This window comes from bacterium (genome assembly GCA_026708055.1).
Lineage (GTDB): Bacteria > Actinomycetota > Acidimicrobiia > Acidimicrobiales > CATQHL01 > VXNF01.
Genome location: JAPOVS010000011.1, coordinates 1 through 19,508, shown reverse-complemented (window position 1 = coordinate 19,508; position 19,508 = coordinate 1). Strand labels below are relative to the sequence as shown.

The following is a 19,508-nucleotide window of genomic DNA, read 5'->3' as shown; positions in this document are numbered from 1 at the left end:
AGAAGTCGGTCGATCTGTCAACCCGCAGCGGGCACCGAGTAACCTGTCGCAGGTGGATCTGTGTGCGACGATCGAGACTCGCCCGGGCGTTCGGAGCGGGAAGCCGTGCTTTGCAGGCACCCGGATCGCCGTCTACGACGTGCTCGATTACCTCGCGTCGGGGATGACGCCCGCTGAGATCGTTGACGACTTCCCCGAGTTGACCGAGGAGCACGTTCGCGCGGCGATCCAGTTCGCGGCGCTGCGTGAGCGTCGCCTGGCCACAACCGCGTGAGGCGGAGGCGCTGCTGGTTATCCCCTGATAGGCCGCCGGGCAGGGGTCGCGGTTCAGCGTCCTTGCCAGCGGGGGGTGCGTTTCTCGGTGAATGCCCGGACTCCTTCGTCGCCGTCCTCTGAGTTCAGCACCTCGATGAGCGCCGGGAGGTTGGCCATGCGGGCGTCGGCGGCGGTCATGTGGGCGGTGCGGCGGACGATCTGCTTGATGGCCCGCAGCGAGAGCGGGGCGCACGCCAGCAGGTTCTCCAGCCAACGGTCCACCGCGGCGTCGAGGTCGGCGGCGGGGACCACCTCATTCACCAGTCCCAGCGCCAGCGCCTCGGCGGCAGTGAACCGGCGACCGGTCAGCAGCACCTCCATGGCCCGCTTGGCGGGCAACTGGCGCGCCAGCGACACGATGCCGCCGTCGAGGGGCAGGCGACCCAGCCGGGGCTCGGTGAAACCCAGTTCGGCGTTCTCCGACGCCACCGCCAGGTCGCAGCCCACCACCAGTTCCAGGCCACCGCCGAGGGCGTAGCCGTTGACCCTGGCCAGCACCGGCACGTCGAGGGTCCGGCGCAGGGTCAGGTGGCCGAAGCCGTCGGGGCGGGCCTCCAGCCAGTAGTCCATCCCGGTGCGTCCCTCGGCGCGCATGTCGTCGCCGGCGCAGAAGGCCCGGTCGCCGGCGCCGGTGAGCACCACCACCCGCACCGACCGGTCGGCCTCGATCGCCTCCCAGGCGCGCCGCAGATCCTCCTGGTGGGCCTCGTCGATGGCGTTCAGCCGCTCCGGGCGGTTGATGGTGACCCGGGCGACATGGTCGCTCACGACGAGATCGATGCTCACCGCGGCGCTCCTCGGGGGTGCGGGTCGACGCTCATGCCAGCACCCCCGCGGCGGTCAGCGCCTCGATCCGCTCCGGCGCGATGCCGTAGCCGGCCAGCGCCTCGGCGGCGCCCTCGCCGAGGCCGGGGGGCGGGCGGTGCGGCGCAGGCGGCACCTCGGGCAGGTGCACCGGTGAGGCCACCGATCGCAGCGGCGCCCGCCCGTCGCGGGCTGTCTCGGTGATCATGGGGGCGGTGTGCGGATCCGCCAGCGCCTCGGGGAGGGTGCGCACCGGGGCGCAGAGCACGTCCTGCGCCTCCAGCCGCTCGACCGCATCGGCGGTGCTGAAGCGCCCGATGGCGTCGGCCAGCAGGGCCTGCAGGCGGGGTTTGTTGGCGGCCTGCGCCTCCATGCCGGCGAAGTCGGGATGCTTCGAGAGGTCCTCCAGACCCAGAGCCGCGCAGATGTCGCGCAGCGGGTTGGGCTTGAAGGCGCCGACCAGCACGATCTCGCCGTCAGTGGTGGCGAAGGTGCCCACCATCGGCATGCGCGCCCAGTTCAGGGTGGGGCGGTCCATCAGCGCCATCGTGGCCTCCAGGATCTGCATCGCCAGCAGAGAGTCGTACAGCGACACCTCCACCCGCTGGCCACGGCCGGTCCGTTCCCGCTGCAGCAGGGCCATGAGGATGCCCTGCACCATGTTCATCCCGGCGGTGTAGTCGGCCAGCGAGATGGGATAGATGGCGGTGGGGTGGTCGTCGTCGGCCTTGTGCGACATCGCCCCGGTCAGCGCCTGCGCCAGGATGTCCTGGCCGCCCTTGCGCACGTAGGCGCCCTCGGTGCCGAACCCGGTGCCCTGCGCCCAGACGATGCGCGGGTTCAGGCCCGCAAGCCGCTCGTAGCCCAGCCCCAGGCGCTCCATGACCCCCGGGCGGTAGTTGTTGACCACCACGTCGGCCTCCCGCACGAGGTCCTCGATCAGCGCCAGGCCCTCGGGTGCCCGCACGTCGATCACCAGGCTGCGCTTGTTGCGGTTCACGGCCCCGAAGGCGGGGTGCTCGGTGCCGTCGGGGTCCACGAGGGCGTGGCGGAAGATGTCCCCCGTGCCCGGCCGCTCGACCTTCAGCACGTCGGCGCCGTGGTCGGCCAGCAACTGCGTCGCCACCGGTCCCATCATGATCTGGGAGAAGTCCAGGACCCTGACCCCCGACAGGGGCTGCTCGCACGGTTCGTCGGTCACTGGATTCCGGCCTTCGCCGGATCGACGAGCAGGGCCGCCGGAATCACGTGCTTGCGGTCGATCGGACACGTGTGACACTCGTCAGCTTCCTCCGAGGCGGGCTCGCGGGGACGGGATGTCGCCGGGGTCGGCCCCCTGGGCGCGCAGCCTGCGCTGAATGGCGGCCACGTCGGCCTTGCGCACGGTCACGCCGCTGTCTAGGGCCTCGACCGCGGCAACGCCGGCAGCCTCGCCCATTGCCATGCACGGCGGGATCTCTCTCGAGAGCTTCTGGGCCTCGGGGGTGACCGAGTAGTGGCGACCGGCCACCAGCAGTTGCTCCACGCCCCGGGGCAGCATGGCACGGTAGGGGGTGTAGTAGCCGCGGCCCCGGGCCACGCTGTCGGCGAAGTGCGCCCGGTTGACCACGTCGTCCTTGGTCACCACGTACTCGCCCTCGATGAGACGGGACTGGCGAACGCCGATCTGCGGTGCCACGTCCAGCACCACTGCCTTCTCGAAGCCGGGGTAGTGCTGGCGCACGTACTCCACCGTGGCGGCGATCTTCTTGCGGCCCTCGCGGTCGGCCTCGGTGAGGTCCTCGACGCTCAGGCCGCTGTAGCCGGTCATGTGCGGGCAGTTGCACCACACGACGCCCGGCAGCGGCGTCTTCAGCCACCACAGCGCCCAGGAGCCGCCGAGGATGCGCCGCGTCGCCCGGTTCACGGCGTGGCACTCGGCGGGCTGCTCGAACTCGAAGCGCTCGGCGGCCTCGGTGTCCACGTTGCCGAGGCGGAACACCGTCGTGACCATGTAGGAGCCCTCCACGAACGGGGCCCCGGCGCTCGCCGCCACGTCGCCGTCGCCGCTCGCGTCGATGACCACGTCGCCCGGGACGGCCTGCGGGCCGGCCTTGGTCTCGCAGATCGCTCCCCTGATGGTGTCGCCCTCCATGATCGGCGCCGAGTACCAGGAGTGGAGGCGCACGTTGATTCCCGCCTCCTCCGCCAGGTCGTTGGAGACCCGCTTCCAGCCGTCGGGATCGAAGGCCACGGCGTAGACGATGGACTTCCGGGGCCCCCTGGCGTACAGGTCGAACAGCCCCCAGCGCGACCAGCGCCGCCACATCTCGTCGCTCAGGACCCGGTCCTCCGGGGGCGGGTACACCGCCAGCCCGCGGGCCTCGAGGCGCTCCACCATCTCCTGGGCGATGCCGGCCACGGTGATCTCGTCGGCCCCGTCGGCGAAGTCGTCCAGCACCAGCACCATGCCGCCTGCGGCCAGGCCGCCCAGGTACGCATAGCGCTCCAGCAGGGTGACGCTCGCCCCGTTGCGGGCGGCCGCCACCGCCGCCGCGAGACCGGCCGGACCGCCGCCCACCACCACCACGTCGCTGCGCGCCACCACGGGGGCGTCCGCTGCCGGTCGCGTGATGCCGCCCATTCTCAGAAGCTCGGCGGCGTGACGACCCAGAGTGACACCGACGTGACCTCGCCCGGGTTCTCGTACCAGTGGGGGATCGTCGAGCTGTAGGAGATCGAGTCGCCTGCCTGCAGCACGTAGTGCGCCCCGCCCACGTTCACGGCGTGGGTGCCCTCCAGCACGATGCCGAACTCCTCGCCGTCGTGCACGAACGGTGTGTCCTCGGTGGTGTAGCCCGGCTCGGCCACGATGTGGATGGCTTCCAACGCGCTGTCGAGGCGCGCCGTGAGCAGCTCCATGAGGACGAGATGGTCGTTGGAACCCAGGTTCAGGCGTCGCCGCTCGCTGCGCCGCACCACCGGCGACGAGATCTGCTCGCCGGCCATCAGCCGGGCCACCGGGATGCCCAGCGCGTGCGCCACCTGCACGAGGGTGTTGAAGGAGGGATTGCCCTGGCCGCGCTCCACCTGCGAGAGCAGCCCGGCGCTCACGCCCGCCCCGGAGGCGAGTTGCTCGAGCGTCCGGCCTCGCAGCTTCCGCAGGCGCTTGATCTCACTGCCGACGGCCTGCACGGTCAGCGGAGGTCGGTCCGAGGTGGCCGCCGCGACGACGGCGCCCGACGCGTGCCAGTGCAGGGTGTCACTATCGTGCGCGGGCGGGTGCATCACAGCCTCCTTCACTAAAATATAGTATTTCAATATGCTGACATTGCGGAGGCGGGGCTGAGCCCGTGGCGGCGACTCGCGCGGACCTCGTGCAGCCGGCCGGTGCTGACTCCGGCGGGGACTCCGTCGCCGATGTCCTGATCGTCGGCTCCGGCGCCTCCGGGTCGGTGGCCGCCGCCCGCCTCGCCGGCGCAGGGTTCGAGGTGGTGTGCCTGGAGCAGGGCGACTGGGCGCACACGGCGGACTACATGAGCGCCACCCCGGAGGCCGAGCTGGCCTGGGTGCAGCGCTGGAGCCCCGACCCCAACGCCCGCCGCAATCGGGCCGACTACCCGCTCACCGGCGACGCCGACATCCGCCCCGTGATGTACAACGGCGTCGGCGGGGGACTGGTGCAGTGGGCGGCGATGTGGCAGCCGCTGCTGGCTTCGGACTTCCGGGTGCGCTCGCTCGACGGCGCAGCGGACGACTGGCCCATCGGCTGGCCGGATCTCGCCGAGCCCTACAGCCGGGTGGCCCACGATCTGTCGGTGTCGGGCCTGGCCGGCGATCCCGCGCTGCCGGAGACGGCCGCCTACCCCAATCCGCCGGTGCCCATCGGCAAGGTCGGCATGGCGGCGGCGCGAGGCATGGACCGCCTCGGTTGGCACTGGTGGCCCGGCGCCAACGCCATCGCCTCCCGGCCCCACGGCGCTCTGCAGGCGTGCCAGCGCCGCGGCACCTGCATGATGGGCTGCCCCGAGAACGCCAAGGCGACGCCGTCGCTCACTCACTGGCCCGGCGCGCTCGCCTCGGGCGCCCGCCTCGTAACCGGCGCCCGAGTGGCAGAGGTCCCCCTCGACAGCCGGGGACGGGCGATCGGTGCGGCGTATCTCGACAGAGACGGGGTCGAGCGTCTGCAGCGGGCACGAGTGGTGCTCTTGGCCGCCAACGCCGTCGGCACCGCCCGCCTGCTGCTGCTCTCGACCTCGGCGCGTTTCCCCGACGGTCTGGCCAACTCCTCCGGGCTGGTCGGCCGGCGCCTCATGCAGCACCCGTACCGCACCGTGACTGCGGTGTGCGAGGAGCGCCTTGACAGCTGGGAGGGCCCCTGGGGGCAGAACATCTATTCCCTGGAGTTCGCCGAGACCCGTCCCGGCAGGGACTTCGTGCGCGGCGCCAAGTGGATGGTCATGCCCCACGGCGGGCCGATGTTCGCCGTCGCGGAGTTTCAGGATGCTCGCCGGCACGAGGGGTTCGAGGCGATCTGGGGAGAGAACTTCCATCGAGCGGCAGCGGAGGTGTTCGGGCACGCCTTCACCTGGGGCATCCAGGCGGAGGACCTGCCGGAGGAGCACAACCGCATCGTGCTGGACCCCGAGGCATGCGACTCCTCGGGACTGCCCGCCGCCCGCATCGAGTACCGGCTGTCGGAGAACTCGCGGCGCATGCTGGACTTCAACGAGGCACGGGCCGTCGATGCCGCCGAGGCGGCCGGCGCCACCTCGACCATGGTGCGAGATCTCTGGCCCACCGGTGTCGGCCACGTACTGGGCACCACGCGGATGGGCGACGACCCCGCCAACTCGGTGGTGGACCGCTGGTGCCGCACGCACGATGTTCCCAACCTCTACGTGATCGACGGCGGTGTCTTCGTGACCGGCGGCTCGGCCAACCCCACGGCCACGATCATGGCGAACGCCCTCCGCGTCGCCGACCGCATGATCGAGAAACGCGCCGCCCAAGCGGTGCCATTGTGAGCCCGAAGCCGTCCGCGGCGATGGCTCCGGCGGCGCCGGACGGCGCCCGGCGCCACGATGCCGCGCTCGGCGTTGCGGGCCGATGAGCGACTCGCGTCCAACGGCGCCGCAGCGGGCGATGCTCGCCGAGATCGCCGACGTGCTCGTCCGAGACGGACTCGGTATGCCGGCCGCTTCGACGGTGGGCGTGGCCGGCGACCTGCTGGATCGGGCCCTCGCCGCCGCCCCCGTCCTGGCCGAGCCGCTGCTGGCGCTGCTCGACGAGGCGCCTCTCGACGGTCTCGACGCGTTCATCCGGCAACTCGCCGCCCACCGGCCCGACGACTTCGCCGCGCTGTCGACGGCGGTGGTGGGCGCCTACTACCTCAGTCCCGAGGTGCGCGAGCTCATCGGCTACCCCGGTCAGCAGCCCAACCCGCTCTCGGTGGCCGGCGAACCCGACTACCTGGACATGCTGGAGCGGGTCTACGAGCGCCACCCCGGCTACCGGGAGGCCCCGTGACCTACGTCATCGGACCGCCCTGCATCGACGTCAAGGACGCATCCTGTGTGGCCGAGTGTCCCGTGGACTGCATCTACGTCGGCGGGCGGATGCTGTACATCCAGCCCGACGAGTGCATCGACTGCGGCGCCTGCGAGCCGGCCTGCCCCGTCGAGGCCATCTACCCCGAGGCGTTCCTGCCCGCCGACTTCGAGCCGTTCACCGAGGCGAACGCCGGCTTCTTCGAGCTGACCGGCCTGGGCGCCCCGGGCGGCGCCAAAGGACTGGAGCCCCGCGAGGAGGATCACCCTCTCGTCGCCTCCTGGCCCGATCCCTCTCCCGGCTGATCGGTCCACGAGCCGCTACCGTCGGTCCGGTGAGCGCGTCGTCGGGCTGCCCGGTCGTCCGCTTCGATCACCATTCTGCGGACTTCGCCACCGACCTTTGGGGGATCTACGAGGGCCTGCGCGCGGCGCGGGTGGCCTACTCGGAGACCTACGGCGGGTTCTACGTGCTGTCCCGGTACGAGGACGTGTACGCCGCGGCCCGCGACGACGAGACGTTCTCCTCGGACCGCGAGGTTGTTCTGCCCGCCACGGGCGTGGGGCGCCTGATCCCGCTCAACGCCGACCCGCCGGACCTGCAGCGTTACCGGTCGGCGCTGTTCCCGTACTTCACGCAGCGCGCCGCCGAGGCCATGGCGCCGGAGATCCGGCGTTTCACCACGACGACCATCGATGCGTTCATCGAGGCGGGGCGCTGCGATCTGATCACCGACCTGGCCGCCCCGGTGCCGGCCATGACCACGCTGGAACTCATGGGTCTGCCGCCGGAGGACTGGGCGATCCTGGCCGAGCCGCTGCACGACCTGATCGCCTATCCCACCGACGACCCGAGTCACGAAGCAGCCCGCGCCGGCACCTGGGCCATCCGCGAGCGCTTCGCCGCCGAGGTGGCGGGGCGCGCCGCCGAGCCCCGCGACGACATGATCACGCACCTGCTCGGTCTCGAGGGCGAGGGGACGCTCAGCCGCGACGAGGTCGTGGACCTGCTGATGATGGTCACCATCGGCGGCTTCGACACCACCATGGCGGCGATCGGCAGTGCCCTGCTGTATCTGGAGCGGCACCCCGACGAGCGCCGCCGCCTGGCTGCCGATGCGAGCCTGCTGCCCGCGGCCGTGGACGAGTTCCTGCGCTTCGAGGCCCCGGTGCAGGGATTCGCACGGACGGTTACCCGTGACATCCAGATCGGTGGGTGCCCGATCCCCGCCGGCGAGACCGTGTTCCTGCTCTGGGGTTCGGCCAACCGCGACCCGGAGGCGTTCGAAAGCCCCGCCGACGTGGTTCTGGACCGCCGGCCCAACCGCCACCTCACCTTCGGCGTCGGCGGCCACCGCTGCCTCGGCTCGCACCTGGCCCGCGTGGAGATGCAGGTCGTCCTCGGTGAGACCCTCCGGCGCCTCGGCGACTACACCGTGCTGCACGCCGAGGTCCGCTGGCCCCGCAGCGTCGGCATCCTCTACGGCCGAGCCCACATCCCCGCAACGTTCGCGCCTGCGCTGTAGGTGACTATGATGTGGTCACCTGGGATGCGAGTGGAGAGGCGAATCATGTCAACGGCGAATCCGGAGCCGACCGGTGTCCGGACCATCAAGGCCTCGGAGTTCAAGGCCAAGTGCCTGAAGCTCATGGACGATCTGGCTGACAACGGCGGCGAGATCGTCATTACCAAGAACGGCCGGCCGGTCTCGCGGTTGTTGCCGTACCGGGAGCGGCCGAAGAGCCTCTTCGGGACCTACCGAGGTCGGATAGAGATCCTCGGCGACATCATCGCGCCGATCGATGTTCCGTGGGAGGCCGAGAGCAACCCGGACCGGGTGCTCAATCCGTGATCCTGCTCGACACCCACGTCCTGCTCTGGCTCTGGGAGGGAAGTCGGCGCTTGGGTGCCGGCGCCCGACTGGAGATCGACCGAGCTTGGCGGGACGGGGAGGTGTGCGTCTCGGCATTCTCGTTCTGGGAGGTGTCGATGCTGCGGGCGAAGGGGCGCATCCGCGCTCCCGAGGAGATCGAACGGTGGCGACGCGAGCAGATCGAACAGGGCCTTGTCGAAGTGGCCGTGGACGGGGAGATCGGGATCCGCGCCGCGAACCTGCCGGACTTCGTTGCCGACCCTGCCGACAGGCTGATCGTTGCCACGGCGCTCGAAGGCCATCGGTTGGTGACGGCGGATCGGCATCTCCTCGACTGGCCGGGCCCGTTGCAGCGCCTCGACGCTGTCCGCTGAGCCGCGCGAGGCGAGATCGGCCACGCGCCCACCAGCCTCCCGGCCTCACTCTCGCAGCACGGTCGTCGCCGCGCCGCGGGCGCGGCGGGCATCTGCCGGCGTCGAGGGCGACCAGGACCAGGCCCCGAGCGATCGGTGCATCAGAACCGCGAAGGTTGTCCCTGGACCGCGGCGCCGCCGGGCCGTCCCGTGGGGACGTCGGAAACCCGGCGTCGCGGGGCGGCTACAGTGTGGCGTCTGATCCAGGTCGGGCGCCTGGCCCCGGCCTTCCGTCGTGAACACGCATTGGGGGAAGAACAATGAGACGACACCTGTCCGTGCTTCTGGCGCTGCTCGCAGCGTTCAGTCTGATTGCGGCCGCCTGTGGAGGCGATGACGACGACTCCACGACGGCGCCACCTCCGCCACCGCCGGCGGCAGAACCGGAGCCGCCGCCTCCACCTCCGGCGGATGAGCCGCCTCCACCGCCTCCTGCCGACGAGCCGCCTCCGCCGCCGGCGGCCGCCGAGATCACCGGCGACACGCCTGCCGAGCGGGCCATTGCCGGCATCAAGGCGCTGAACCTGCCGCCGGACACCACGATCACGGTGTTCACCGAGGACCTGTCGATCCTGGGACCGGAGGTCACCAAGGACGACTTCGAGGCCCAATCCGGCATCAAGCTGGACATCCAGAAGTCGCCGTTCGGGGAGTACGCCTCCAAGATCCTCGCCGACGCCGCCACCCAGGCCGGCACCTTCGACGTGGTCCTCGTCGAGACCAACCGCCTCGGCGACCTCGACAACGCCGGCTACCTCGTCGACGTGACCGAATGGGTGGAGCGCTACGACCCGGACATCGAGGACTTCATCTTCCCGATCAGCCACACCGCCTCGCAGTACAACGGGCGCTACGTGGGTCTGCCCACCGACGGCGACGTGTTCATCTTCTACTACCGCAAGGATCTGCTGGAGGATCCCGCCGAGCAGGCGGCCTTCGCCGAGCAGTACGGCCGTGAGCTGACCGTGCCGGTGACCTACGACGAGTACATGGAGGTGCTGGAGTTCTTCACCCGTCCCGAGGAGAACCTGTACGGCGCCACCGAGTGGCGCATCACCCTCCTCAACTACTGGTGGTTCTGGCAGCGACTCTGGTCGGGCGGGGGCACCTACTTCCACGACGACATGTCGGCCGCCGTCAACAGCCCGGCAGGCGTGCAGGCGCTCGAGGACATGATCGCCATGGAAGCCGTCATGTCCCCCGACGCTCTCAGCTACGGCTACGTGGAATCGGTGGAGGCCATGACCAGCGGCACCGCCTTCTCCAACATCACCTGGCCTGCGGCGGGCAAGAACGCCAACGACCCGGAGACGTCCTCCACCGTCGGGAAGTGGGGCTACGCCACCGTGCCCGGTTACGTCGTGGACGGGCAGGTCAACCAGCGCTCCATGTCGGCGCCCGGCTACACGATCCTCGTGTCGAACTACGCCGACGTGAACAAGGAGGCCGCCTACCTCTACACGCAGTGGTTCACCAGCCCGGAGAACCTGATCAAGGCCAACCAGAACCTGGGTGGCAACACCGACGTGGTGCGCGCCTCCATCTTCGCCGACCCGTCGATGGCGGAGATCTTCCCGGGCGCCGATGAGTACCTGGACGCCCAGAAGGCGAACCTGGCCCAGGCCGTTCCCGACCCGGTGCTGCCCGGCTACGGCGAGTACGCCCAGGCGCTCGAGATCGAGCTCGGCAACGCCCTCACCGGCCAGAAGTCGCCCCAGGAGGCCCTCGACGACGCCGCCGAGGCGTGGGACGAGATCACCGACAGCTACGGGCGTGAGGAGCAACTGCAGGTCTGGCAGAACTTCCTGGCTTCGATCGCCGGCTAGGCCATCGAACCGGGACCCGCTGCTCCAGCGGCGCCGGCTGAGGTAGCCGCCTCCCCGGGCCTCTCGGGGGCCGCACCCCCGGGCCCTGCGGGGCTCGGGGGTCGGCGCGCCCGGCGCCGCAGCCGGGCCCTGCGGCGGCCGCGCAGCCGCTGGCTCTTCGTGGCGCCGGCGGTGCTGCTCCTGCTGGGGCTCACCGCCTACCCGTTCGGGTACGCCATCTACATCAGCCTCCACACCTGGAAGGTCACACGCCCGGCGCGACCCTTCGTCGGCTTCGACAACTTCCGGGAGTTGCTCTTCGACGACGAGCGGTTCATCAACTCCATCGAGCAGACGCTGATCATCGCCTCCTCGGCGCTGGCGCTGGAGTTCCTGTTCGGCCTGGGCATGGCGCTGCTGTTCTGGACCGCCTACCAGCGGGTCCGCTGGGTGGCCACCGGGATCCTGGTCCCCATGATGATCGCCCCGGTGGTGGTGGGCTTCACCGCCCGCATGGCGTTCAACAACAGCTTCGGGTTCCTGAACCAGATCCTCAGCCTCCTGTGGCCCGGCGACGTCAACATCCAGTGGCTGAGCGATCCGACGCTGGCGCCCGTCGTGATCATCCTCGCCGACACCTGGCAGTGGGGCCCGTTCATGTTCCTGATCCTGCTGGCCGGGCTGCTGGCCACCGAGGGCGACCAGCTCGAGGCGGCGGTGGTGGACGGCGCCAAGGGTTTCCGGCTCTTCTGGCACGTGGTGCTGCCGTCGATCAAGCCGATCCTCCTGATCGCCCTGGTGTTGCGCGGTCTGGACCTGCTGCGGACCTTCGACCTGGTGGCGCTGGCGACGCGTGGCGGACCGGGCATCAGCTCCGAGACGATCACGTATTACATCTACAACCTCTCCTTCAAGTTCTTCGACCTGGGTATGGGCGCGGCGGCCGCTCTGCTGATGCTCGGCGGGCTCAGCATCGTGGTGTTCTTCGCCGTGCGCTCGGTCGTGAGGGCCGCCCGGTGAGCCGGGTCCGCTCCCGCCGCTCGCCGCTGCGCCGCGCCGGCACCAACGCCGGGCTCACCGCCGCGCTGCTGGTGGCGCTGCTGGTGGCGCTGCTGCCGGTCGTGTGGGTGGTGCTCACGTCGTTCAAGCCGGAGGCGCAGTGGGTCTCCGACCCGCCGGTCTGGATTCCCGGCGACTGGACCGCGGAGAGCTATACCCAGATGTGGACCGACGACGACGGCGCCGGCGCATTGTGGAACAGCCTCATCATCGTGGGCATCGCCACGGTGGCGGCCATGACGATCGGCTCGCTGGCCGCCTACAGCTTCTCGCGGTTCCGCACGGGTGGGCGCCACATCGTGACCTGGATCCTGTCGATCAAGTTCCTGCCGCCGGTGGTGTTCGCCGTGCCGCTGCTGATCATGTTCACCGACGTCGGGCTGTACGACTCGTACCGGGGCCTGATCCTGCTGTACACGGCCTTCCAACTGCCGTTCGTGGTGTGGTTGATGAAGGGGTTCTTCGACGAGATCCCCCTCGAGATCGAGGAGTCGGCGCGCGTCGACGGCTGCTCGTGGTTCTCGATCTTCACGCGCTTCGCGCTGCCGCTCAGCGCGCCCGGGCTGGCCGCAACCACGCTGTTGACGTTCATCTTCGGCTGGAGCGAGTACTTCATCCCGCTGGTGTTCGCCAGCCACGAGCACTTCACGGTGCCGGTGCAGCTCTCGGCCTACTTCAGCGAGGCCGTGGGCCTGGAGTGGGGACCGCAGGCCGCCCTGAGCGTCGTGGGGATACTGCCGGTGGTGCTGCTGGCGCTGGTGATCCAGAAATACCTGATCCGTGGTATGACCTTCGGCGCGGTGAAGGGCTGACCGGGGCCGGCAGCGACCGGAGAGCACCGAAGACGGGAGGCGGCGCCGATGGCGATCCAGGTGAAGCAGGAGTTCCCCCACTGCGAGCGGTGCGGGATCATGATCCACGACCGTCAGCGGCGCATCGAGGCCGATGGCGGCGGGCGCGAACCGTTGGTCTTCTGCTCGGAGATCTGCCGTGACGAATACGTCGAGATGCACGGCCTGGCCGACCGGGGCCGCTGGGTCACCGGCGCCGGCGCCGGCATCGGCCGGAGGAGGTGACGCAGCGGTGGCTGTTCGCATGGGAATCGACATCGGCGGGACGTTCACCGACCTGGCGCTGTTCGACGAGGAGTCCGGTCAGGTACGGGTCACCAAGGCGGCCAGCACGCCGGGGGAGCCCCACCGGGCCGTCAACGACGTCATCGGCAGAGCCGGGATCGACAACAGCACGATCCGCGACCTGGTGCACGGCACCACCGTGGCGACCAACGCGCTGCTGGAGCGCAAGCACCAACTGCCGGGTTTGATCACCACGCGGGGTTTCAGCGACATGGTGTTCATCCAGCGCATGAACCGCAAGCACCACTACGACCTGCAGTGGGACAAACCCATCCCGTTCGCGGAGCGGCGGCACTGCCTCGAGGTGGACGAGCGCTGCAACTACAAGGGGGAGATCATCGAGCCCCTCGACGAGGAGGGCGCGCGGGAGGCGGCTCGCCGGTTGCGCGACGAGGGGCTCTCGGACATCGCCGTGTGCTTCCTGTTCTCCTACGTGAACCCCGCCAACGAGTTGCGGATGCGGGAGATCATCGCCGAGGAGTGCCCGGGTGCGCGGGTCTCACTGAGTCACGAGGTGTATCCCCGCTGGCGGGAGTACGACCGGATGAGCACGACGCTCGCCGACGCTTTCCTGAAGACGCTCGTCGGCGAGTACATCGAGGACGTGGCCTCCGGCCTGGCGCCCATCGGCGTGGACGCCAACTTCCTGATGATGAAGTCCAACGGCGGTCTCGTGGATCACAGGGCGGCGTCGGCCAAGCCGGTGGACCTGCTGGTGTCGGGACCGGTCGGCGGTGTGCTGAGCGCCCTGTACTTCGGGAGCCTCGTGGGGCGGCAGAACCTGATTTCGATGGACATGGGGGGCACCAGCTTCGACGTGAGCCTCATCGAGGGAGGCCAGGCCAACCGCACCGCCGAGTTCGAGATCGAATGGGGGCTGCCGGTGTACGCGCCGATGGTGGACGTACGCACCATCGGGGCGGGCGGCGGCTCGGTGGCCTGGATCGACAAGGGCGGCCTGCTGCGGGTGGGGCCGCGCTCGGCGGGCGCTGATCCCGGACCGGCCTGCTACCGGCGCGGCGGCACCGAGGCCACCGTCACCGACGCCAACGTGGCTCTGGGACGCATCAACCCCGACAGCTTCTTCGGCGGCGAGATGCAGTTGGACGCCGCGGCGGCGCGCGCTGCCCTCGGACGGCTGGGTGACGAACTGGACATGACGCCCGAGGACGTGGCCACGGCTGTCGTGGATCTCGTGGACTTCAACATGGTCAACGCCATCCGGCTGGTGTCCATCGACCGGGGCCTGGACCCGCGGGACTTCACCCTGGTCTCCTTCGGGGGTGCCTGCTCGCTGCACGCCAACGCCCTGGCCCGGATCATCGGGGCGCGCGACGTGCTGGTGCCCGTCTACCAGGGCGTGTTCTCGGCCTTCGGTCTGATGACCGCCGACATGCGGGTGGACGAGTCGGTGACCACCAGCTTCCGCTCGGATCTGGTGGACTTCGACCGCGCCACCGAGTTGGTGCGGCGGCTCCGGGACACGGCGCTGCACCGGATCGCCACCGAGGGCTACACCGGCACGCCGGTCCTGGAGCCGACGGTGGAGATGCGCTACAGCGGCCAGAACTACGGCACCTCGGTGGTGCTGTCGCTCAGCGACTGGGCGTTCGGCCCGGAGGACCTCGCCGAGACCATCGACCGCTTCGAGTCCGAGCATCGCCGGCTGTACGGCTACGACATCCCCGGCGAGATCGTGGAGTTGGTGCTGTTCACCATGACCGCGGTCGGGGTGAACGAGAACCCCGGCTTGGCCCCGCTGCCGCCCGGCGGGTCGGCCGCACCGATCGACGAGCGGCCGGTCTACGTCAGCGAAGCAGGCTGGGTGCCGACGAGGATCTACCGCCGCGAGCAGTTGCCGCCGGGCACCGAGTTGGTCGGGCCCGCCGTCATCGAGGAGGCCATGTCCACCACGCTCGTGCATCCCGGCGAGCGGGTGGACGTCGACGACTACGGCAACCTGCTGATCCACGTGGCGCCCACCTGAGCCCCCGGCCCTCGATATCGACGAACCTGAAGAGCCCGACGAAACCGCTGAAGGATGCTGCTAACCACCTTTCCCGATGTCATTCCGGCGAAAGCCGGAATCCATGCTTGGTGGACTCCGGTCGGCAGTATCGGCCGGTCTCGATCACCACGCTCCCGCAACACCGCAACGAACGAGACGATCAAGGAGCCCGCACGATGACACAGACGCTTCCCGCTCCCGACACGACCGCCGCCGAGGCGGCTGCGCCCGCAAGCGACCAGGTCGACCAGATCACCCTGCAGGTGGCCAACAACTTCCTCGTCACGACCGCCCGCGAGATGGGCATCGCCATGCGCAACACGGCCTACTCGCCGCTGTTCAACGAGGGTCTGGACTTCTCCTGCGCCATCTTCGACGCCGGCGGCGAGATGATCGCGCAGGCCGAGTTCTGCCCCGCGCAGCTCGGCGCCATCCTCTTCGTCGTCGAGTGGACGATCAACGAGGTCGGCACCGAGAATTTCAACCCCGAGGACGTGGTCTTCCACAACGACCCGTTCCGGGGCGGCTGCCACCTGCCCGAGTATTGCGTCATCAAGCCGGTCTTCTACGACGATGAACTGGTCGCCTTCGTGTCCTGCATCGGGCACATGACCGAGGTGGGTGGCAAGGTGCCCGGCGGTTTCGCCGGCGATGCCACCGAGGTGTTCCAGGAGGGACTGCGCATCCCGCCGCTGAAGATCGTGGATCGGGGCGAGGACGTGGAGGCCGTCTGGAACATCATCATGGCCAACGTCCGCACGCCGCGGATGTCCTACGGCGACCTGAAGTCGATGATCGGGTCGCTGTACGTGGGGGAGCGGCGCGTGCTGGAACTCGTCGACAAGCACGGTACGGAGCGATTCGGGGTCCTCGGCAGGGCCATCAAGGACTACTCCGAGCGCCGCATGCGCGCCGAGATCTCCGAGATGCCCGACGGCGTCTACGACTTCTCCGACATCGTCATCGACAACGACGGCGTGACCGAGGAGTCCTCGCTGCTGCAGGTACGGGTCACCATCGACGGCGACAGCATGACCGTGGACTACACCGGCAGCGGCGAGCAGCGGCTGGGGCCGGTGAACTGCACCTACGGCGTCACGGCGTCGGCCACCTACAACGCCCTGCTGCACCTCACCGACCACTCGATCCCGTCGAACCACGGGTGCTTCCGGCCGGTCCGCATCATCGCCCCGTACGGGACGATCGTGAACGTTGCGTATCCGGGCGCCAGCGTGGGCGGCAACTCCGAGATCCACCCGCACCTGGTGATGGCCATCTACGGGGCGCTGGCCGACGCCCTGCCCGAGCGGGTCTCGGCGCACGACGGCGGCACCTCGGCACTGGTCGGCATCGGCGGCCACCACCCGGACACGGGCGAGATCTTCGCCAACCTCACCAACGAGGGCTGCGGCTGGGGCGGCCGCGCCACCAAGGACGGCAACAATGCCTGTTGCATCCCCAACGGGAACTGCGCCCTGCAGCCCGTGGAGATCCTGGAGACCCGCTATCCGATCCTGCACGAGGCGCTCGCCATCAACGAGGGCTCGGCGGGCGCCGGCCGCAACCGCGGCGGATTCGGCTACTACCGCCAGTTCCGCGTGCTCGGCGACTACCTCCGCGTCTCGTGCTTCATCGAGAAGGAGAAGACCCGTCCCTGGGGCCTCTTCGACGGCGAGCCCGGCAAGACCGCCGCCATGTTGGTGCAGCGCAGCACCGACGAGGACTGGACCACGTTCACCGAGGCGTTCGGCGTGGCCTGCAACGGCAAGTTCTCCGACGTGCGCCTGGGGGCGGGTGACCGGATCCGCACCGTGACCTCCGGTGGCGGCGGCTACGGAGACCCGCTGGATCGGGACACGGACCGCGTGGCCGAAGACGTTCGCCAGGGGTTCATCAGCCCGGCCATGGCGGCCGAGGAGTACGGCGTGGCCTGCGCCGACGACGGGACGGTGGACGAGGCGGCGACCGCGGCACTCCGGGCGGAGATGCGAGCCGGATCGTGAGCGACCGCCGGGTCGCGCTGGTGACCGGGGCGAGCAGGGGCATCGGCCGGGCGATCGCCGAGGCACTGGCCCGGGACGGGTACGCGGTAGGTATCTGCGCCCGCACCGGGGAGATCGACGCAGCGGCCGCCGAGTTGCGCCGGGCCGGAGCGGTTGCGGAGTCCTGGCGACTCGACGTGACCGACACCCTTGGGCTGCGCCGGTTCGTTGACGAGGCGGCCGAGCGGCTCGGTCGCATCGACGTGTTGGTGAACAACGCCGGTATCAACCGTGCCGGCTACATCCGCGAGGTCTTTGCGAACGAGGTGGACACCATGTTCACCGTCAACGTGCGGGCGCCGCTGGTGGCGATGCAGGCCGTGGCGCCGCACATGGCGGCGGCGGGCGGCGGGCGCATCGTCAACATCGCCTCGTGGGTGGCGCGCTCACCGCGGCCCGGTTTCGTGGCCTACTCGGCGACCAAGGCCGCGCTGGTTGCGTTGACGCAGGGAGCTGCACTGGAGTTCGCCGGCAGCGGGATCACGGTCAATGCGGTCTGCCCCGGCAACGTTCTCACCGACATCTGGGAGACGTGCATCGCTGGCACGTCGCTCGAGGACGGTACCGACGTCGAGACGCTGTACGCCGAGTCCGTTGCCGCCCAGCCCATCAAGCGGGGCGTGACCGCCGGGGAGGTTGCCGAGGCCGTGCTGTTCCTGAGCAGCGATGCGGCGGCGAGCATCACCGGCGAGTCCCTGGCCGTGGCCAGCGGGCTCTGAGCAGGGAGGGGCACTCGTGTCGAATGATCGACCCACAACGATGATCGGGGTGACGTCCGGCTTCGGTCGACTCACCTTCGACCCGGACACGGGAAGCGTGGAGGTGGAAGACCTCGGCGCGCTGGACGTCGGGGTGTCCGTGAACGGGTCTCGGCTGCGCCACGTGCGCACCGAGACGCCGATCCAGAGTTCGCTGATGGGTCGCATCGTCCAGCACCTCGGTGGGGACGGGGTGACGGCGCGCCTCTGCTGGGATGCGCACACCACCGGGAACCTGCATCTCTACGCGAGCGTCCGTGCCGAGAGCGCGCTCGTTGTGGAGCGTGTGGAGCTGCCCCGTGTGGCGCTGGACGACGCGGCGGCCGCCGCGGTCGACCGGGCCGATGCCTCGGGCGTGTTGCTGGGGTCCTCGGCCGCTGTCGGCGTTGCTGTGAAGAAGTACCCCTGGCTGGCTTCGTGGAACGATGTCGGTGCTCACGGTCACCGCACACTCGCCGACAGCGTGCTCACCGCCGACGCCGACAGTGGCGCCCTTGCCGTCGTCTCGGCGTTCCCCGTCGAGATGGCGCCAGGCCAGACCCTCGAGGCTGCCGTCTTCCTGCGGCGGGGGCCCGTCGACAGCGAGGAGTTCCGTACCGCGTTGCGTCACGAGGTGCGCTACGACCACCGCGACGAGGTCCGCTACATCCCCGAGGGCGAGTTCGCCGAGCAGCGGGTCTGGGAGACCGAGGACCGCTGGCTGGGGCCGCCCATCACCGAGGGGGCGCTGCATCGCCCCTACGACCAACTCATCACCAGGCCGCTCGGGCTGAACGTGCTGGCTCGCCGCCGCTTCACTTGGAGCAACGAGGACTTCTCGCTCTGGCACCTCACCGGCAAGGAGCACTACCGCGACTCGGGAATCAAGAAGGCGTTCGCCCTGATCGACACGCAGAACCGCCACGGCGGCTGGTACGAGGGGGTCGAATTCATGAACCTCCCGCCGGAGCACCACCACATGTACGACACCTACATCTCGGGCATGTTCCTGCTCGACGCCTACGACGCCACCGGCTACGACGGTTTCCTGCAGGCGGCCGAGCGGGCGGTGCACTTCTGGGTGTCGAACCCGCCGCCGGCCAACGGCCACACCGAGGTCGCCGACGGGGCCTGGTGGTACCGCTGGGGCGGCTACATCAACGAGTTCGGCTACACCGACGAGCGCTGCGTGCTGAACACCCACTCCGGCGCCACCGCCTTCCTGGCCATGTACGCCGAGCGGACCGGCGACCCGGACGCCCGCCGCGGCGCCGAGGCCGGCCTGGCCGCGATGCGCTGGGGACTCGACCGGGGCATCCAGCGCGGTGACGGTCAGTTCCTCTACTGCCTCAGCCAGATCGACCCCACGCTGGAGCGCCCCGGCGACCCGCCGTACATCCGCCTCGACCTCGTGCCGCAGATCGAGGACGTCTACACGGTGGCGTCCAGCTACAGGCTGATGATGGCGCTGCGCAGCATCCCCGATCCGGTCATCACCGCCGCAATCGGGCGGGCCCTGGACTACTGGTGGGTGGGCCACCGTGCGGGGACCGTCTACACGTACCGCGCCTACTCGGCCATCGCCTTCGGCGTCGCTGCGGGCGAGATCGACCTGCGCTACGCCATGGCGCTGCCGGAGATCCTGCGCGACCGCGAGCAGTTCACGTCCATGCAGCGCGGCCTGTCCTCCTTCATCGCCCCGCACGGGTTGCCGATGCCCTACGTCCGGGCGCGCGGGCGGCCCGGCCGGTTCGTCGAGCCGATCTTCGTGCGCCGCCGCCGCGGGG

19 protein-coding genes are annotated in these 19,508 nt (G+C 69.9%); 15 read left to right on the top strand and 4 right to left on the bottom strand.

What is annotated here, in order from left to right; genetic code table 11:
* Nucleotides 1–52: 52 nt before the first annotated feature.
* Nucleotides 53–274 carry a DUF433 domain-containing protein gene (locus OXG55_00685; protein MCY4101772.1) on the top strand — a complete coding sequence of 74 codons (222 nt, stop codon included), beginning with the start codon at nucleotides 53–55 and terminating at the stop codon, nucleotides 272–274.
* A 53-nt stretch (nucleotides 275–327) separates the two neighbouring features.
* On the opposite strand, the gene OXG55_00680 is transcribed toward OXG55_00685, so the two are convergent.
* The 4 genes from OXG55_00680 to OXG55_00665 form a co-directional block, all read right to left on the bottom strand.
* A complete protein-coding gene (locus OXG55_00680) occupies nucleotides 328–1,101 on the bottom strand; it encodes an enoyl-CoA hydratase-related protein (GenBank protein MCY4101771.1) in 774 nt (257 codons plus the stop codon).
* A 31-nt stretch (nucleotides 1,102–1,132) separates the two neighbouring features.
* Nucleotides 1,133–2,320, bottom strand: a complete 1,188-nt coding sequence (locus OXG55_00675; protein MCY4101770.1) for a CaiB/BaiF CoA-transferase family protein — start codon at nucleotides 2,318–2,320, stop codon at nucleotides 1,133–1,135.
* An 81-nt stretch (nucleotides 2,321–2,401) separates the two neighbouring features.
* A complete protein-coding gene (locus OXG55_00670) occupies nucleotides 2,402–3,742 on the bottom strand; it encodes an FAD-dependent oxidoreductase (protein MCY4101769.1) in 1,341 nt (446 codons plus the stop codon).
* 2 nt (nucleotides 3,743–3,744) lie between these two features.
* Entirely contained in the window at nucleotides 3,745–4,386 is a 642-nt protein-coding gene (locus OXG55_00665) for an XRE family transcriptional regulator (GenBank protein ID MCY4101768.1), read from the bottom strand.
* A gap of 65 nt (nucleotides 4,387–4,451) precedes the next feature.
* Here OXG55_00665 and OXG55_00660 point away from each other — a divergent pair, with 65 nt between their 5' ends.
* From OXG55_00660 to OXG55_00595, 14 genes are all read left to right on the top strand, one after another.
* Nucleotides 4,452–6,125 carry a GMC family oxidoreductase gene (locus OXG55_00660; protein MCY4101767.1) on the top strand — a complete coding sequence of 558 codons (1,674 nt, stop codon included), beginning with the start codon at nucleotides 4,452–4,454 and terminating at the stop codon, nucleotides 6,123–6,125.
* 82 nt (nucleotides 6,126–6,207) lie between these two features.
* Nucleotides 6,208–6,627 (top strand): hypothetical protein, encoded by a 420-nt coding sequence (locus tag OXG55_00655; protein ID MCY4101766.1) that lies wholly within the window; start codon nucleotides 6,208–6,210, stop codon nucleotides 6,625–6,627.
* Nucleotides 6,624–6,953 (top strand): ferredoxin family protein, encoded by a 330-nt coding sequence (locus OXG55_00650; protein ID MCY4101765.1) that lies wholly within the window; start codon nucleotides 6,624–6,626, stop codon nucleotides 6,951–6,953. The genes OXG55_00655 and OXG55_00650 overlap by 4 nt, the downstream gene beginning before the upstream one ends.
* Nucleotides 6,954–6,982: 29 nt before the next feature.
* Nucleotides 6,983–8,173, top strand: a complete 1,191-nt coding sequence (locus OXG55_00645) for a cytochrome P450 (GenBank protein MCY4101764.1) — start codon at nucleotides 6,983–6,985, stop codon at nucleotides 8,171–8,173.
* A gap of 45 nt (nucleotides 8,174–8,218) precedes the next feature.
* Nucleotides 8,219–8,500, top strand: a complete 282-nt coding sequence (locus OXG55_00640) for a type II toxin-antitoxin system Phd/YefM family antitoxin (protein MCY4101763.1) — start codon at nucleotides 8,219–8,221, stop codon at nucleotides 8,498–8,500.
* On the top strand, nucleotides 8,497–8,895 hold the full coding sequence (locus tag OXG55_00635; GenBank protein MCY4101762.1) for a type II toxin-antitoxin system VapC family toxin: 399 nt from the start codon (nucleotides 8,497–8,499) through the stop codon (nucleotides 8,893–8,895). Before OXG55_00640 ends, OXG55_00635 begins: the two co-directional genes overlap by 4 nt.
* Before the next feature lie 299 nt (nucleotides 8,896–9,194).
* A complete protein-coding gene (locus OXG55_00630) occupies nucleotides 9,195–10,760 on the top strand; it encodes a sugar ABC transporter substrate-binding protein (protein ID MCY4101761.1) in 1,566 nt (521 codons plus the stop codon).
* A gap of 159 nt (nucleotides 10,761–10,919) precedes the next feature.
* Nucleotides 10,920–11,759, top strand: a complete 840-nt coding sequence (locus tag OXG55_00625) for a sugar ABC transporter permease (protein ID MCY4101760.1) — start codon at nucleotides 10,920–10,922, stop codon at nucleotides 11,757–11,759.
* Nucleotides 11,756–12,610 (top strand): carbohydrate ABC transporter permease, encoded by an 855-nt coding sequence (locus OXG55_00620; protein ID MCY4101759.1) that lies wholly within the window; start codon nucleotides 11,756–11,758, stop codon nucleotides 12,608–12,610. Before OXG55_00625 ends, OXG55_00620 begins: the two co-directional genes overlap by 4 nt.
* 48 nt (nucleotides 12,611–12,658) lie before the next feature.
* Nucleotides 12,659–12,874 (top strand): hypothetical protein, encoded by a 216-nt coding sequence (locus OXG55_00615; GenBank protein ID MCY4101758.1) that lies wholly within the window; start codon nucleotides 12,659–12,661, stop codon nucleotides 12,872–12,874.
* Nucleotides 12,875–12,881: 7 nt separating this feature from the next.
* Nucleotides 12,882–14,921: a hydantoinase/oxoprolinase family protein gene (locus OXG55_00610; GenBank protein MCY4101757.1), complete on the top strand. Its 2,040-nt coding sequence runs from the start codon at nucleotides 12,882–12,884 to the stop codon at nucleotides 14,919–14,921.
* 197 nt (nucleotides 14,922–15,118) lie between these two features.
* Complete coding sequence (locus tag OXG55_00605; GenBank protein MCY4101756.1) at nucleotides 15,119–16,945, top strand: hydantoinase B/oxoprolinase family protein; 1,827 nt, start codon at nucleotides 15,119–15,121, stop codon at nucleotides 16,943–16,945.
* On the top strand, nucleotides 16,942–17,703 hold the full coding sequence (locus OXG55_00600) for an SDR family NAD(P)-dependent oxidoreductase (protein MCY4101755.1): 762 nt from the start codon (nucleotides 16,942–16,944) through the stop codon (nucleotides 17,701–17,703). The genes OXG55_00605 and OXG55_00600 overlap by 4 nt, the downstream gene beginning before the upstream one ends.
* 16 nt (nucleotides 17,704–17,719) lie before the next feature.
* Nucleotides 17,720–19,508 (top strand): hypothetical protein (locus OXG55_00595; protein ID MCY4101754.1); only part of this gene is annotated, 1,789 nt, incomplete at its 3' end.